We start from the raw sequence: 16,820 nt of genomic DNA on the forward strand, positions 1-16,820 counted from the left end.
TTGGAGAAGCCGTGAAGTCATCTGGTGTGCCGGCCAAGATGATTCGTCACTGTGAGGAAGTTTCAGGGCGGGGCTCAAGGGCCAGGCCGCTCCGTGGGGGGAGTGGGGAAGCGCCTGAGCAGATTATCGAGGAGCGTCAAGATGAACGATCGAGATAGCGAAGGTAGGCCGTATCACCAACGAATTTCAGGGCATGCGCCGTCGAGCACCGATGATGTGGGCAGCGCGGGCAAGCGCGACACGCGTACCGGGCATGGCGGACACGCGCATCAGCATGGGGAGCACCGCGTGCCAGCCGATACCGCCCGCGCCTTGCGCGACCCGGTTTGCGGGATGAACGTTACAAATGCGTCACGTTTTCATACCGAGCACGACGGAAAACCATACTACTTCTGCAGCAACGCATGCGTGACGAAGTTCAAGTCGGCACCGGAGAAGTACGTTGAATCCCGACCCCCTGAGCCGGCGGCGCCGATACCGGAGGGCGCGCTCTATACGTGCCCGATGCACCCGGAGATTCGTCAGGACCATCCCGGTCAATGTCCGATATGCGGCATGGCCCTGGAGCCGATCCTGCCCAGCATCGACGAAGGTGAAAACCCCGAGCTGGTGGATTTTCGGCGCCGCTTCTGGTGGACATTGCCGCTGACCGCAGTCGTCTTTGTGCTGGCGATGTTCGGCCATCGCGTCGAACTGCTGCCGGCGTCAACCGAGAGTTGGATCGAGTTCGTGCTTTCCACGCCGGTGATCCTATGGGCGGGCTTCCCGTTTTTCGAGCGGTGTGTCCGTTCGTTCCTGAACCGCAGCCCGAACATGTGGACGCTCATCGGGCTCGGTACGGGGGCTGCCTACATTTACAGCGTCGTCGCCACCGTTTTCCCGGGCGCGTTTCCTTCGACATACAGTGCACACGGCCGTGTGAGCGTCTATTTCGAAGCCGCGGCCGTTATTATTTCGCTCACCCTGCTCGGGCAGCTGCTCGAACTGAAGGCCCGCTCGCAAACGTCAGCTGCCATTAAGGCGCTCCTCGGCCTCGCTCCCAAGACTGCGCGACGCATCAATGGCGATGGCTCGGAGGAGGATGTGCCATTGTCCCACGTGCATGTGGGAGATCTGCTTCGAGTCCGGCCGGGTGAGAAGGTCCCTGTGGATGGCGTGGTGACCGACGGCTCGAGTTCGCTCGATGAATCCATGATTACCGGGGAGCCCATTCCCGTAACGAAGCGTGTCGGTGACCATGTCATCGGTGCGACGATGAATGCGACTGGCAGTCTCGTCATCCGGTCCGAAAAGGTGGGCTCTCAGACGGTGCTGTCACAAATCGTACAGATGGTTGCCCAGGCCCAGCGCTCCAGAGCACCGATGCAGCGGATGGCTGACAAAGTGGCCGGCGTATTCGTTATGGTCGTCGTCGGCATAGCGCTGTTGACGTTCGTGGCATGGGGCCTCGTTGGGCCCGAGCCCAGTTGGGTATTTGGCCTCATCAATGCAGTCGCGGTGCTCATTATCGCGTGCCCCTGCGCGCTTGGCTTGGCTACGCCGATGTCCATCATGGTCGCCAGTGGCAAAGGCGCATCGAGCGGCGTTCTCTTCCGGGATGCCGCGGCGATCGAAAATCTGCGCAAGGTCGACGTACTAATTGTCGACAAGACGGGTACCTTGACCGAGGGCCGTCCTGCCTTCGAACGCGCTTTGGGCGCTGACGGCTATACACCGGACGAGGTGCTTCGACTGGCGGCCAGTCTAGACCAGGGTAGCGAACATCCACTTGCCGCGGCCATTGTGGCAGCTGCCCGTGAGAAGACATTGAAGCTCGACCGTGTCGAGAATTTCGAGTCCGTAACAGGCATCGGCGTGCGAGGCGTCATTGCCGGCCGCTCATTGGCATTGGGCAACACCGCGATGATGCAGACTGATTCCGTATCGGTCGAGCTGCTCGCAAAGGAAGCGGATGGCATGAGGGAGCAGGGTTCGAGCGTCATGTATATGGCGGTGGACCGACGTTTGGCCGGGCTCTTGGCGGTCTCGGACCCGATCAAGGCGACGACGCCGGAAGCGCTCGCGACGTTGACGGAAAATGGCATTCGAGTCGTGATGGCAACGGGCGACGGCGTGGCGACGGCCAAGGCCGTCGCCGGGAAACTCGGTGTCGATGAATTTCATGGCGAGGTCAAGCCGGCCGACAAACTCGATTTGGTGACGAAGTTTCAGCAAGCCGGGCACATCGTAGCGATGGCTGGCGACGGTATCAACGACGCACCGGCGCTGGCCAAGGCCGATGTGGGTGTTGCCATGGGAACGGGAACCGACGTGGCGATGAACAGCGCGCAGATCACCCTCGTGAAGGGCGATTTGCGAGGTATCGCGCGTGCTCGCGAGCTGTCGGAAGCGACTGTCGCGAATATGAAACAGAACCTAGGTTTCGCGTTCGTCTACAACGCGCTTGGCGTTCCGCTGGCGGCCGGCGTGCTTTATCCGGTCACCGGGCTATTGCTCTCGCCAATGATTGCCGCGCTTGCGATGAGTCTGAGTTCTGCGTCGGTCATCTCGAATGCGCTGAGGCTGCGCAATGCGAGGATTTAGGTCATTCGGTGACGTTGGCGTGGGATGTATTGTCTACCGCGGCAACGAGTGACGAGGAGTGGTTTATACTCCCCCCCACTATATGAGGGAGCCGCCATGAGCCACACTGTCAAGGAAAAGCAGAAGCTGCTGAATCGCGTCCGCCGCATCAAGGGACAGGTCGAAGCGATCGAACGTGCGCTGGAAGAAGAGCGCGGCTGTAACGAAATCCTCCAGCGCATCACGAGTAGCCGCGGCGCGATGAACGGGCTGCTCGCGGTCGTGCTCGAGGATCACATCCGCAGCCATTTCGTCGACGCCGAGGGGCACGAAGACGAGGGCAGCGCGACCGAGCAATTGATCGAAGTCGTTCACAGCTATTTCAAGTAATCGGGGGCTGTGATGAGCGAATTCAAGGACGCTGCATTCGGTGCGGGGCACGACCACATTTTTCTGGGAGCTGCGCACGAGGAGAACGAGCGCAAAACGTGGATGGTCATCGGGCTGTGCGCGGTCATGATGGTGGCCGAGATCGTCGGCGGGTCGATTTTCGGTTCGCTGGCGCTCATCGCCGACGGGCTGCACATGTCGACTCACGCCGGCGCGATGCTGATTGCCGCGCTTGCGTATACCTATGCACGCAAACACGCGAGCGATCCGCGTTTCGTATTCGGCACGGGCAAACTCGGCGACCTCGCAGGCTTCACGAGCGCGATCGTGCTCGCGATGATCGCGCTCGTGATCGGGTATGAGGCGGTCGCACGCTTGTTTGCTCCCGTTCCGATCCATTTCGGTGAAGCGATTCCGATTGCGGTTGCCGGCCTGCTCGTCAACATCGCGAGCGTCTGGTTGCTAAGCGGCGATCACCATGGCCATAGCCACGGCCATCATCACGGGCATGCGCATGGCGGTCACGATGATCACGGGCACGAAGAGGAAGTGCACAAAATCTTCGATCAGCAGGGGGTATTGCTCGTATCGGTGTTCGAAGATGGCGTGCCGCCCGTGTTCCGCGTGGCGCCTGCCACGAACGATACGGCGTTCGTCGATGCGAATGCCGTATCGGTGACGACGATCCGCCCGGACGGCACCCGGCAAGAATTTGCGATGCAAAGCCGTGGCGGCTACCTGGAGTCGCTCGAGGTTATCCCCGAGCCTCATCAGTTCAGGGCCATCGTGCGCCTGAACGGCCGAGAGCACGAACTTGCGTTCGATGAACATGATCACGGCGCGTCTGCTGCGGCGGCGCGGGATCACAATATCCGCTCAGCGTACATTCACGTGATTGCCGATGCGGCAGTATCGGTTCTGACGATCATTGGTCTGCTGCTCGCTCGTGCGTTTGGCTGGGTCTGGATGGATCCGCTCGCAGGTATCATCGGCGCGCTGGTGATCGCGAACTGGTCGTTCGGCCTGATGCGCGACACGGGCGGCATTCTGCTCGACATGAATTCGGATCGCCGGCTGGCAGACGGCGTGCGCGCCGCCATCGAAGGCAGCGGCGATCGGGTTAACGATCTGCACGTCTGGCGCCTCGGACCGGGGCATATGAGCGCGGTCGTTTCCGTTTCCACCGGCGACACGGCGCGGGATTCGCGTTTCTATCACGGCCTGCTGCAACGCTTCAAGGATCTGTCGCACGTGACCGTCGAGGTCGTTCCGGTTGCCGGGGGGAGCGTATCGTCGTCCGCCTGCGACGATCGTCGGTCGGACAGAGCTGCCGGCCACGCAGTTTGGATAACCCAACGTTCCGCCGCCATTGGTTCGCGCTTCTAAGTTGCCGCGCTACGCCATACTGCTTCATTGCACATGACGTGCAAGCATCACAGACTGCTTCCCGCTCAGGCGTCGACGACGTATGGCGGGTGCGACCTGTCTGCCCACGCGTTCACGTTGTAACGTTCGGATGCGTGATGGAACCAGTAAACGCTCGAGATCCAGTTGCGCATGTTGAACACGCAATGCCGGACAGCGTCTGCAATTTCGGACGGCAGATTCGCGCGATCCACTCGTTCCAGCGCCGCACGCTCGGCGAGCAGGAAATCCTCGACGCGTGTGATGACGCGCTCGCGAACTTCATCAATTGCATCGCCTACCGACAGTCCCCGATGCTTGATCATCGTGATCCCGAGATTGTGTAGCTCACCGGCGGCCAGTTCCTTGCGGATCGAGCACAGATCGTTATACCAGCCCGCAAACTCTTGACTGGCCAGGCCCGCGCGACGGTATTCGCCCCACTGACGAATATCGGCCGGCAATGTGCGTCCTGCCGCGAGTTCGAGGCAATCAAGCCAGACGCGGTAGCCGAAGGTGCCGGCACGCAGCTTCACATAGTCGTCAATCGGCGGCACGTAGTTGTTGATACGCTCGCGATATTCGATATCGTAGGCGTGGATCACAGCGCGCAAGTGTTCCGCGATGCTCGTATTCCAGTGCTCGCTCATCAGCGCGTGAAAACGCAGCAGGCAATCGGCAAGCCCGCTAAGGAGCGGTTCGGCATCGTGCGAGTAGGCCGCTGGCGCGTCAACGACACGATATAGGGCGTCGCGCAGGGCCGCCCATTGGCCGTGTTGGTGATGAAACGCGTATCGGCCGTGCTTATCGTCCCACACGAAGAACCAGATACTGAGATCCGAGATCGCGCACAATGCGTCAAAGGGCGCACCGACTGAATAACTTGCGACTAATTCGGTGTAACGCAGCCCATCGGCCTGTGTTCCCACGACATCGACCGGCACCAGCCGATGCTCGAGCATCCAGCGACGGGAATGCTCACGCAACCTTAGCCCGTCTTCGTGATGCCGGAGGACGAACGCGCTCTCAACCAGCGGAATGGCAAATTCAGCCGGCACGGCACCCCAATGGCTCGCAGACTGCTGAATCGAAACGTCCATGACAATCCCCGTGTTGTGATCAAGTCAAAATGTCAACGCTCGCTGATTGCCTCGTCGCCACAAATTTCAATCTCGAAAATCACCTGAGTCAAGCGAAGTTACGGTCGTAACGCGGTACGGTCCCCATTGAGAAAGTTTTCTCGGTATCGCACATCGCGCTGGCCCGGTTTCCTGACTCTTCCGTAAATAAATTGCGGGTTGCGTTAAGGCTGTGCCTGGACATTTTTTCCTTTGCTCGTGAGGGGAGGCTTTCAATCGCTTTGCCGGCCGGACTCACTGGCCCGTAATAGGCAGTTCGAACTGAGCGTTGTCGTCGCTCAGCTTCGTGGATTGGTATTACATGAACGCGGCCCGGATCGCGACTGCGTGTCGATCGCTTCCCGGCCGCCGACTGTGTTTCGATTCCCATTCTGCACATAGCGTGCGCCGTAGCTTTTCTTCGCTGCTCGCATGACGCGTCATGTGTGGTGCATCGGATCGCCGCTTCCGCCCCATTTCGCTTCGGAACCCGTTCTTCAGCGTGCATTCGAGATCGCTGCCACCTCATTTGGGATGGCGCGGAAATGACATTTTTGTCATTTGTCGCTCATCTCCGCGATGCGAATGCTTTCCAGAATCGGCAGCGCGTTCGGAGTTTTCCCGCCCCGTCAGGGACGGTAAAGCACGATACCGGAAGCCGTCCGACGCATAAGACAACCACTGTCAACACTGGGGAGCGCACCTTGAACAACTCACTTCGGTTCTTAATGCTGTCGGGCACTTTTTTCACCATCAGCCAAGCGGCCCGCGCATCGGAAGTCACGCTTTATGGTTTGTTCGATACATCCTTGTCGTTTGTTTGGAATGCGAATGCGGAAGGTAAGCATCTCGTCGGTCTGGGCAACGGCAATCTGCTCGGCAACCGCTTCGGGGTAAAAGGCGTGGAGGATCTCGGTGGCGGACTGAAAGCGATTTTCACGCTGGAAAACGGTTTCAACCCGAACACCGGCGCGCTTGGGCAAGGCAACCGGATGTTCGGCCGGTAGGCGTTCGTCGGTTTCGAAAGCGCACGTTGGGGTACGCTGACGCTTGGCCGTCAATACGATTCCCTTGCCGACGTGGTGTGGCCGGTAACCGGCGATTTCTACTTCGGCAGCGTCTATTCGACGCCCGGCGATGTCGACAATTACGACACGTCGTCGCGTACCGACAATGCAGTGAAATACACGTCGCCCGTGATCGGCGGATTCCAGTTCGTCGGCATGTATGCGCTCGGCGGCGTGGCCGGCAAGAGCGGCGCCGGGCAAACCTGGTCGGTGGGCCTTTCGTACAGCAACGGTCCGGTCGATGTCGCGGGCGGCTATTACCATGCCGCGAATCGTTCATCGCTCGCCAACGGTATCCGGACCGGCTGGAACGGCACATCGGACGGGACGTTCGACGGGTCGCTGGTCAACGGCGGCTATATCTCAGCGAAATCGATCGACATCGCGCGCGGCGCGTTGCGCTACAACTTCGCGCCATTCGCCGCCGGTATCGACTACAGCAATGCGCTGTACAAGGTCGATGCGATGTCTGCGTTCCGCAGCACGCAGAAGTACGATACCGTGCGCGGCTTTTTCAACTATCAGGCGACGGCCAGCTTGCTCGTCGGCGTCGGCTACAGCTACACGCGCGCCCGCGGCGATACGAGTGCAACCTACCATCAGGTGTCCGCCGGCGCCGATTACGTGCTGTCGAAGCGCACCGATCTTTATGCGGTCGGCGCGTGGCAGCGTGCGAACGGCGAACAGCGCACGCTCGACGGACAGACGCAGGTGGCGCAGGCTTCGATCGGTTCCTATGGTTACGGCGGGACGCGGACCCAAGGCATCATCAATCTCGGGCTACGCCACCGCTTCTGATGCGCGTGCAGACACTCGCGTTTCACACATGACACAACCGGCCGCTTTGGATGAGGTTGGCGACGCGGCCGGCCGTTACGATGTTTGATGGCGTGGCAGACGGGCTTCGGCAGCGGCCGTTCACGCTTGCCGGCCGCGAATCGGGACTTCGGCGGGAAGCGGCAATTGGGTTGCGCGGTTGCGGCTGGCGCTTGCGAGGGCGGGCGCCAGCGGGACGCCTTGCGCTTCGGCCACGAAGCGGGGCTTGGAACCGGCTCGTGCCTGATTGGAGAGACCAAGTCTCGGTTTTGAGCGGATTTCATTGCGCGAATTTCAGGCAATACTCAGGCAATGCCGGAGCGCAGCACGAGCAGCGTGCCGTTCCGCACTGCACGCTGGGCGGCAAACGCCCTGGGGACACTGCGGTCATGACCGACGGCGTTGCTCGTTACTCGGCATCGCGTTGAGCGTGACGGCGCCCGTCTCGGCCCGAATGCATGACGGGTGTGGCGGGGCCGGACGGAAAGCTCGAATGCAGGTAAGCTGACGCAGCGCAGGATGGCGCGCTAAACACGGCGCATGCGGCAGTCGACACGCCATGCATGGATCGTTGACGCACTTCACATCCGGCTCGTTGCCCATTGTCTGCGCTCAAGAAGCCCCGAACGGTATGATCCAGGCAGCCTGCTGCCGCGACAGATGACCCGCAGTCCGATCGGCGCGCGTTGTGCCGATTGCCTACACATACTCATCGATACGGAGCCTTTGGATGGACACGATCACGACGAAAGACGGTACGCGGATCTTCTACAAGGATTGGGGCTCGGGGCGCCCGGTTGTGTTCTCGCACGGCTGGCCGCTGAACGCCGATGCGTGGGACGCTCAAATGCTGTTTCTCGCACAGCATGGCTATCGGGTGATCGCGCACGACCGTCGCGGACACGGCCGCTCCGCGCAGCCGGCAGCGGGCAACGACATGGATACGTATGCCGACGATCTCGCCGCGCTAATTGATGCGCTGGATTTGCGCGACGTGACGCTCGTCGGTCATTCGACGGGCGGCGGTGAAGTTTCGCATTATGTCGGCCGTCATGGCTCGCACCGCATTGCGAAGGTTGTGCTGATCGGCGCAGTACCGCCGATCATGCTGAAGACCGAGGCGAACCCGGGCGGCCTGCCGATGGATGTGTTCGACGGCATTCGTAAGGGTGTCGCGGATAATCGCTCGCAGTTCTACCGGGATCTCGCGTTGCCGTTCTTCGGTTTCAATCGGCCGGGCGCCAAGGTGTCGCAAGGTACGATCGACGCATTCTGGGCGCAGGGGATGACGGGCGGGATACTGGGACAGTACGCGTGCGTGCGCGAGTTTTCCGAAGTCGACTATACCGAGGATTTGGCGAAGATCGACGTGCCGACGCTGATCCTGCACGGTGATGACGATCAGATTGTGCCGATCGACGCGTCCGCGCGCTTATCCGCGACGATCATCAAACAAGCAACGCTGAAAGTGTATCCGGGCGGCTCACACGGCATTTGTGTGACGCACGCGGACCAGGTCAATGCGGATTTGCTGGCGTTCCTCGAAGCGTGACGACAGTATCGGTCTGACAATCAGACGTGGTTCTATGCCGAGCGTATCGAGCCACGCCTGGAGTGTTTTGACCGCGCGTTGACGTGGCGCCCGGATTGCCCATTGTTCCAGATGAAATCAATTCGAGATAATTTGCCGATGCAGCCTGGCTTGCGTTGGGCTGGTAATAATGGCCGCTGGTGGCCTCTGTATCGTATTTCATCGCTAACCGCGAGGCTTGCCGCGGAATTCTGCCGGACTCGTCGCGGTCATTCATTGAAATTGGCGAGCAAATAATCGATAAACGAGCGAACCTTGATTGGCATGTGCTGACGATTGGGGTACGCGATATACATTTCTAGTTTGGGTAACTCGTAGTTCGATAATATTTCCTGCAAATTCCCCAGCTCGATATCTCGATTGACCGTGTATTCCGGCAATATCGCGATGCCGAATCCCAGCAGTGCAAGATGACGGATAATCTCGTCGTTGTTGGTTAAAATTCGACTCGAAAGCTTGGGTTGGTGAATTTCATTTTCAAACGTGAATTTATATTTGTTTCCATTGAGATATAGGTTGGATAGTACGAGGACCGAATGTTTTTCCAATTCGTTTGGATGATGTGGAGTTCCATGTGTATTTAAGTATTGTTGCGATGCGCAGGCAATCATGCGGATATTAATTATCGACCGGGTTACCGTGCTGGGATGGCGTATTTGCTGAGACGTTAATATTCCTACATCAAATCCTTCCTTGATGAAATCCACTTGTCTTTCCGTGGTCGTCAGGTCAGGGGAAATATTGGGGAATGTCGTCATGAATGATGGAAGAAGCGGAGTGAGGCAATGTTGAGCAAAGCCGGGAGACGATGCTATGCGCAAAGTGCCAATCGGCCCTCGACTGACTGAGGAAATTTCTTCCTCGATTTTTTCGAGATCTTCCAGTAGTTGCCGCGCGCTAATCAGATATTTCGAGCCAGCCTCCGTTAAAGAAAGGCTGCGGGTGGTTCGATAGATAAGACGGGTTTCGAGTCGATTTTCAAGTGCCACGATATGGCGTGTTGCCACGGCAGTTGAAATGCCGATGCATTTCGCGGCACGTACAAAGCTGCCTAATTCTGCCACATTGACAAAAACGCGCATTGCCGTTAAGAGATCCATCTTGGATTATGCTTTTAAAGTTTCAAATGTTGGTTTATGAATTTATTTTTGTGTGAAATGAAAATAAATATCAAGATAGGCTCGTGTGGGCGACTGATGAAAAATGGCGTGGTGAATGATTTGTGAGTTCGATCTATTCATGCGCTTTGAGAATCAGTGATTTTTACGGTAGGCGCTATTGTGGATGGATGATAAGGTGGTTTGGTAGGTCGAATGCCGATACTGATTCGCGCCGCTCTGCGAATCGACGATTTGCGATCGACAGCCAATGTCGCGCGCACAAGTCGAACATCGCGGCGGCGATGAGCATCAAGAGCCGTATACCGAAAATGAAAAGCCAGCCTCTCTGGCCTATCGAACGGCTTGTTTCATGCGTGCACTTATCTTCACCTCCTATGCTCGAATGGGCGAAGTGCCGCTATACGGAGTGTCTCAATCTATCGTAGTAGCGATAGTCAAGCGAGCACAAGCCCGAATCGAGTATGAAGCAATACAATTCCAAAGACTTGCAAATCGCTGGATGACTGTGCACTCCCTTGAATGCGGCGAATATTAATTCCCGCAGGTTAATGATCACTCTTCGCTAATGCTGATAAGACGATATTTTCGATATATTGATTGCAAAGAATTAAATTGATTCGGCGGGTTAAATATGGATCACCGCAGAGGTTGTAAAAATGATGGGAACGGTCAAAAAAATTGACCGTTCCCATCAATCGAAATTACTCCGGTTTAATTCTGGTTTCCGCGCTGTTAATCCATTTCTCTCGATTACGGCGGATATCATTCGGAGTCGTTCCCATCCAGCGCTTGAATGCATGCCGAAAGCTCACTGCGTCGCTGAATCCTAGTAAGAATGCGATGTCTTCGATGCTCAGCGTGGTTGTACTGAGATAATCAATGGCCAGCGCTCTTCGCACGCTTGTCAGTAGTTCGTTATATGACGTTCCCGCCGCGTCGAGTTTGCGGCGCAACGTGCGTGCGGTCATACATAAGTCACTGGCGACAGCATCAATATCCGGGAATTTACCCGGCGTGCGTGTAAGTATTTGATAGACACGCTGCGTGATATCCGATTGATTACGGATTTCGTCCAACAGGCGCGCGCATTGCCGCGAGACCTGTGCTGCCGTGACCGGATGAGCGAGCTGAGGAATGCGTGGCAGCCATGCCGACGGATAACTGATTCTGTTGCATGGCTGTTCGAACAGAAGTGGACATTCGAGCGTTTCCGATAGCAGCTTTGCATGAGGTGGTTGCTCACGCATAAATTCCGCACGCACCGGTACGCACCATGATCCCATGACATCCTTGACCACTGTCACATGTAATGCAAATTGCATATCGACGAGAAAATGATATAAATCTGCATCGATTTCAGGCAATTTCGTTTCGTTCCAACCGGAAAAATTCCAAAATACCAAATCCTCCTGCTGGTTCCAGCTCACGCCGAGCACGCCATTTGCAAGCTGGTGAAATTTGATTGCCGAGTCAAGCGCATCAGCCATGGATTCCGAGCACAGTACGGCATACCCAAACATTCCATAGCTTGAAGCGTGGAGCAGCCTGCCAACTTGTACACCCAGGTCCGAACGTGGGCATCGACGGATCGTATTGCGCGCGGCTGTCAAGAATTGCAACCTTGACGTAAGGACGAATGGGTTGGCGACATCTTCGGCGCTAAGGCCGGTGCCTGCTAGCACCTCCCGCATATCCAACCCAAAATCCAGCGCCACTTCGGTCAAGGCCGCCAGCTTGGACGGGGAAAACCGTTTTTCGGATAGCGTAGCGGGCTGAGTGGGATGGGATGACCGATCGGCGAGGAGACAGCGTTCTTTGGAGTTTGGGGGAGTGTTCTGATTCATGGCGGAAGGCTGAATTCAGGCGGCTGATTTTTATCCAGACGCACGATTGGGTACCAGGGCGTATCGATTTTTCCGAATATCCATTGTAGCCAGCGAAGTTACGACAATTTGCAACGCGATATCGTAATACCAATGGCCAATTTTCATGTCCGGCTGGATCATTTATCGGGAATTTGGCTTGCCAGTAAAGGGCGATCGATCTGAAACCAATTTTTAAAATTAATATCCTGTTGGTATTGGCAGGTGACGGGGACGTCGTTTTTATATAAGTTTGCCGAGAAGCGCAGGATGCTATATGAAGTGGCTGCGCCGAATGTAGGGCAGCAATCGTTATTGCCAATAAGAGGAAGATTGGGAATGAACAAGACTCGATGGTTTTCGGCTGACGTGGCACCTATTCGCAGTGGATGGTATGAATGTAATCGACTTGAAGGGGTGCGACGGGTTATTCGGTTGCTCGAGTGGAACGGCAATGTATGGAGATATGGGGAAGACTCCGGGCGAAATAGACCTGGGGAGCAAGCCAGAATGGTGGATTCGAATTTCGATAAATGGAGAGCTATCGAACCCGACCTGCTGTGGCAATCTAACTCATAATCGGCATGGGTGTTCCTGTGCATAGTCTGGCCTTCCTTGGATGCTTGGACTGGGCTTTTGGTGCTGCCGTACATTGCTTTTTCTGATTTGGGGCGCGGCTTCAAACCGGCATTGCGGACGATTTGGCAGCGATGCTGCGAACGGCAAATGTTTCGGATGGTTCGGGGCTACCATGCCGTCGCTGACTGAATGGCGGGCAGTTGGCCATATCAGCGTGCTTGTCCGATTCTCTTCGCACTGTCCGTTGGTGTCAACGTCACCTGGAAGTGAATTTTCGGAATGTTTTTCGATTCCGTGGCTGCCCTCACATAAATCAATCTTGACGCTTGCGATGCCGGCGGAGAACAAATCATGCCCGGTTCGTCATTTATTATCGAGATAGCCAAGATAAGTGAATTGGCGGAGCGGGGCGCTGAAGCCGGCTTGGCTTGACGGCTCCAAAAGAATCAAAATCCGCAATCTATTATCAACAGATTTTATCCATTAAATGTTTATCGATCAATATTAATTCCGGATGGTTTGTAATGTCGTACCTGATTAAATTTCGTGACGGGAATGTGCTGTAAATAAGTGAATTGTGATGGCGGATCGTTTAAGCATTGTCTGAATGAAGAGGGTCGTCAAAGCCAGGTTCCCAGGCTGGCTGTTTTGTATAGCTGGCGGCGCGTGGGTTGTTCGCACTGGCTTGGGGGCGGAAGAAAATCTTTTGACGAAATGAATCGCCCCGGGCCGGAATGCACCGGCCCGGGGCGTCAATGCCGCGCCCTGCCACGCGCGATGCGCGCTCGGCGGGGCAATACGATTACTGCACCTGGTTGCGCAGCGTCTTGGCCGCGGCTACCATGTTCGTCAGCGCCGGAATCACTTCCGTCCACTGGCGCGTCTTCAGCCCGCAGTCCGGGTTCACCCACAGTCGTTGCGCCGGAATTCGCTCGGCCGCTTTCTTCATAAGCTGGACTATATGCTCCTGGGTCGGGATATTCGGCGAGTGAATATCGTAGACGCCCGGTCCGATCTCGTTCGGATATTTGAAGTTGTCGAACGCGTCGAGCAATTCCATATCCGAGCGCGAAGTCTCGATCGTGATCACGTCGGCGTCCATGTCTGCGATCGACGCGATGATGTCGTTGAACTCCGAGTAGCACATATGCGTGTGAATCTGGGTTTCGTCGCCTACGCCGTTGGCGGCAATGCGGAACGATTCGATGGCCCAATCCAGATATTCCTTCCATTGCGAACGCCGCAGCGGCAGGCCCTCGCGCAGTGCCGCCTCGTCGATTTGGATCACGCGGATGCCGGCCTTCTCGAGGTCGAGCACTTCATTGCGGATCGCGAGCGCGAGCTGAAGGCACGACACCGAACGAGGTTGATCGTCGCGCACGAACGACCAGTTGAGGATCGTCACGGGGCCGGTCAGCATGCCTTTCATCGGTTTGCTGGTCAGCGACTGCGCATACTCGATCCACTCCACGGTCATCGCGCTTGGGCGGCTGATGTCGCCGAACAGGATAGGCGGTTTCACGCAGCGCGAGCCATACGACTGTACCCAGCCAAACTGGCTGAACGCGTAACCTTCGAGCTGCTCCCCGAAATACTCGACCATGTCGTTGCGTTCGGCTTCGCCGTGAACCAGTACGTCCAGGCCCAGTGCTTCCTGCTCGCGGATGCTGCGCGCGATCTCCGCGCGCATCGCGGCCTTGTAGCGGGCTTCGTCAAGCGCGCCGGCCTTGAACTGGCTGCGCGCGTGGCGGATTTCTCCGGTTTGCGGGAACGAGCCGATCGTGGTGGTGGGGAACGCGGGCAGCTTCAGCCGTTCGTTCTGCTTCTGTGCGCGGACGCCATATGGACTCTGCCGCCGGCCGAGCGCCGCGGTGATGCGCTCGACCGCGGCCTTGACCGCCGGATTGTGAACGCGCGGCGAGGTGCGGCGGCTTTCGATTGCGGCCGCATTCGCGGCGAGTTCGTTGGCGACCGATGCGCGGCCGTGATTCAGCGCCGACGCGAGCACCTTCAGTTCGTCGAGCTTTTGCAGCGCGAACGCGAGCCATGAACGGATCGCCGGATCGAGCTTCTGTTCGCTCGACAGATCCACCGGCACGTGCAGCAGCGAGCACGACGGCGCGATCCACAGCCGGGAGCCGAGCGCTTGCGCGAGCGGCTCGAGCCAGTCGAGCGTTGCGGCGAGATCGGTCTTCCAGATGTTCCGGCCGTTGATCGCGCCGACCGATAGCACGCGGTCCGCCGGCAGTTGGCGAGCGAGCGTGGCGACTTCGTCGCGTGCGTTGATCGCATCGATGTGCAGACCTTCGACCGGCAACGAGCACGCGAGCGCGAGATTCTCGCGCAATGAGCCGAAATAAGTCGCGAGCAGCAGCTTGACGCGCCGCGTTTCGAGCGCCTCGTATGCGGTGACGAATGCTCGTTGCCACGCGGGATCGAGTTCGGTGACGAGCGCCGGTTCGTCGATTTGCACCCACTCGACGCCCTGGGCGACAAAATGGTCGAGCAGCGCGGCGTAGACAGGCAGCAGCTTCGGCAGTAGCGCGAGGCGGTCCGAATCGTCCTTCGCCTTGCCGAGCCAAAGATACGTGACAGGGCCGATGATCACGGGTTTGGCGTTCACGTTGGCGGCGCGGGCCTCGGTCAATTGCGAGACGAGCCGCGACGCGTCCAGCGAAAAACGGGTCGTCGCGGTGAATTCCGGCACGATGTAGTGGTAGTTCGTATCGAACCATTTGGTCATCTCGCCGGCCGCGACGCCGCCGCAGCACGCGCCGTGTTCTTCCGCGGTTGGCGCGGAGCGGCCGCGCGCTACCCGGAAGTAGTTGTCGAGCGTGTCGCCGCGAAAGTCTTGCACGCGTTCCGGCAGGTTGCCGAGCGTGAAGCTCATGTCGAGCACGTGGTCGTAGAACGAGAAGTCGCCGACCGGAACCAGATCGAGACCCTGTTGATTGTCCCAATGGCGCTGGCGCAATTGCGTGCCCAGCGTCTTGAGCTGGTCGCGCGAAGACTGACCTTTCCAGTAGTTTTCGAGCGCGAATTTCAGCTCGCGCGTCGCCCCGATGCGAGGAAAGCCGAGATTATGTGTCGTGACCATGAGAGCCGCCGTTTGCAGTGGGATTGAAGGGATTCGGCGGCCATGATAGGGTTTTCGAGGCATGAAATAAAATGGCATTATTTCATTCATCCATTAAATTTTTTCATGCGAATTTTTCGTGAGTCCTAGCCATGCTGGAGCGGTTTCATCTGGTCATCATTCGTGAAGTGGAGCGCCAAGGGTCGTTGACGGCGGCGGCCAACGCGTTGTATCTCACGCAATCGGCACTCAGTCATACCGTCAAGAAAATCGAGCAGCAGCTCGGCACGCCGATCTGGGACCGGCAAGGGCGAAGCTTGCGGCTGACGCAGGCGGGGCAGTATCTGCTCGCGCTCGCGAACCGGCTGCTGCCGCAGTTCGAGCATGCGGAAGCGCGAATGAAGCAGTATGCGAACGGCGAACGCGGCACGCTGCGCATCGGTATGGAGTGCCATCCGTGCTATCAGTGGCTGTTGAAAGTGGTGTCGCCGTATTTGGCGCGCTGGCCCGATGTCGATGTGGACGTCAAGCAACGTTTCCAGTTCGGGGGTATCGGCGCGCTGTTCGGCTACGACATCGACGTGCTCGTGACGCCCGATCCGCTGAACAAGCCCGGGCTGCGCTTCGAGCCGGTGTTCGACTACGAGCAGGTGCTGGTGGTGGCGGATCAGCACCGCCTCGCGAGCATGGACTATGTCAAGGCGGCCCAGCTCGCGGACGAAACCTTGATTACCTATCCGGTCGAAACCGATCGGTTGGACATCTACACCCAGTTCCTCATGCCGGCGGGCATCGTTCCCAAGCGGCACAAGGCGATCGAGACGACCGACATCATGCTCCAGATGGTGGCGAGCGGGCGCGGCGTGGCGGCGCTGCCGCGCTGGCTCGCCGACGAATACTCGGACCGGATGCCGGTGGTGCCGGTCAAACTCGGCAAGGACGGCATTGCCAAGCAGATATTCCTGGGCACGCGGGACGCGGATGCGTCGATCGACTATTTGGCCGCGTTCGTCGATCTTGCCCGCGCATCGACGCTCGGCGCGCCGAGGGTTCGCCGTTAATTCTCCGAACCAGACGAATCGCGCTGCGATAACGTGGCATTTTTCGCGGATTCGCGTGAACGCGTTCGGGATGCGCCGGGTCAGGCGCGATCCGGCGGTTGGCCGCGCTCGGCTCTACGCGCCGGGCTGACAGTGCGTGGGATCGAGCAGCCGGGCGATCGTCGCTCGCATGG

Annotated in this window: 9 protein-coding genes and 1 pseudogene; 6 read left to right on the forward strand and 4 right to left on the reverse strand. The window is 58.1% G+C overall.

Features of this window, described 5'->3' with window-relative positions:
• The first annotated feature begins 141 nt into the window (after positions 1-141).
• The 3 genes from BSIN_RS07915 (at position 142) to dmeF (ending at position 4,338) form a co-directional block, all read left to right on the forward strand.
• Positions 142-2,583 carry a heavy metal translocating P-type ATPase gene (locus BSIN_RS07915; RefSeq protein ID WP_089340087.1) on the forward strand — a complete coding sequence of 814 codons (2,442 nt, stop codon included), beginning with the start codon at positions 142-144 and terminating at the stop codon, positions 2,581-2,583.
• A 96-nt stretch (positions 2,584-2,679) separates the two neighbouring features.
• A complete protein-coding gene (locus BSIN_RS07920) occupies positions 2,680-2,952 on the forward strand; it encodes a metal/formaldehyde-sensitive transcriptional repressor (RefSeq protein ID WP_059573241.1) in 273 nt (90 codons plus the stop codon).
• Positions 2,953-2,964: 12 nt separating this feature from the next.
• Positions 2,965-4,338: a CDF family Co(II)/Ni(II) efflux transporter DmeF gene (gene dmeF / locus BSIN_RS07925; RefSeq protein ID WP_089340088.1), complete on the forward strand. Its 1,374-nt coding sequence runs from the start codon at positions 2,965-2,967 to the stop codon at positions 4,336-4,338.
• Between the two features lie 65 nt (positions 4,339-4,403).
• On the opposite strand, the gene BSIN_RS07930 is transcribed toward dmeF, so the two are convergent.
• Positions 4,404-5,456 (reverse strand): terpene synthase family protein, encoded by a 1,053-nt coding sequence (locus BSIN_RS07930; protein WP_218192403.1) that lies wholly within the window; start codon positions 5,454-5,456, stop codon positions 4,404-4,406.
• A gap of 746 nt (positions 5,457-6,202) precedes the next feature.
• Between BSIN_RS07930 and BSIN_RS07935 the strand changes: the two are divergent.
• Both BSIN_RS07935 and BSIN_RS07940 read left to right on the forward strand, forming a co-directional pair.
• Positions 6,203-7,339 (forward strand): annotated as a pseudogene (locus BSIN_RS07935) (porin).
• Between the two features lie 748 nt (positions 7,340-8,087).
• Positions 8,088-8,909: an alpha/beta fold hydrolase gene (locus tag BSIN_RS07940; RefSeq protein WP_089340089.1), complete on the forward strand. Its 822-nt coding sequence runs from the start codon at positions 8,088-8,090 to the stop codon at positions 8,907-8,909.
• Between the two features lie 248 nt (positions 8,910-9,157).
• Here BSIN_RS07940 and BSIN_RS07945 read toward each other — a convergent pair whose 3' ends face one another.
• The 3 genes from BSIN_RS07945 to metE form a co-directional block, all read right to left on the reverse strand.
• Positions 9,158-10,048 (reverse strand): LysR family transcriptional regulator, encoded by an 891-nt coding sequence (locus BSIN_RS07945; protein ID WP_089340090.1) that lies wholly within the window; start codon positions 10,046-10,048, stop codon positions 9,158-9,160.
• A gap of 722 nt (positions 10,049-10,770) precedes the next feature.
• Positions 10,771-11,913: an AraC family transcriptional regulator gene (locus BSIN_RS07950; RefSeq protein WP_089340091.1), complete on the reverse strand. Its 1,143-nt coding sequence runs from the start codon at positions 11,911-11,913 to the stop codon at positions 10,771-10,773.
• Positions 11,914-13,312: 1,399 nt separating this feature from the next.
• Complete coding sequence (metE, locus tag BSIN_RS07955) at positions 13,313-15,607, reverse strand: 5-methyltetrahydropteroyltriglutamate--homocysteine S-methyltransferase (protein ID WP_089340092.1); 2,295 nt, start codon at positions 15,605-15,607, stop codon at positions 13,313-13,315.
• A 131-nt stretch (positions 15,608-15,738) separates the two neighbouring features.
• On the opposite strand from metE, the gene BSIN_RS07960 reads away from it, so the two are divergent.
• Positions 15,739-16,647 (forward strand): LysR substrate-binding domain-containing protein, encoded by a 909-nt coding sequence (locus BSIN_RS07960; protein ID WP_059519450.1) that lies wholly within the window; start codon positions 15,739-15,741, stop codon positions 16,645-16,647.
• Positions 16,648-16,820: the final 173 nt, after the last annotated feature.

The organism is Burkholderia singularis (assembly GCF_900176645.1).
Lineage (GTDB): Bacteria > Pseudomonadota > Gammaproteobacteria > Burkholderiales > Burkholderiaceae > Burkholderia > Burkholderia singularis.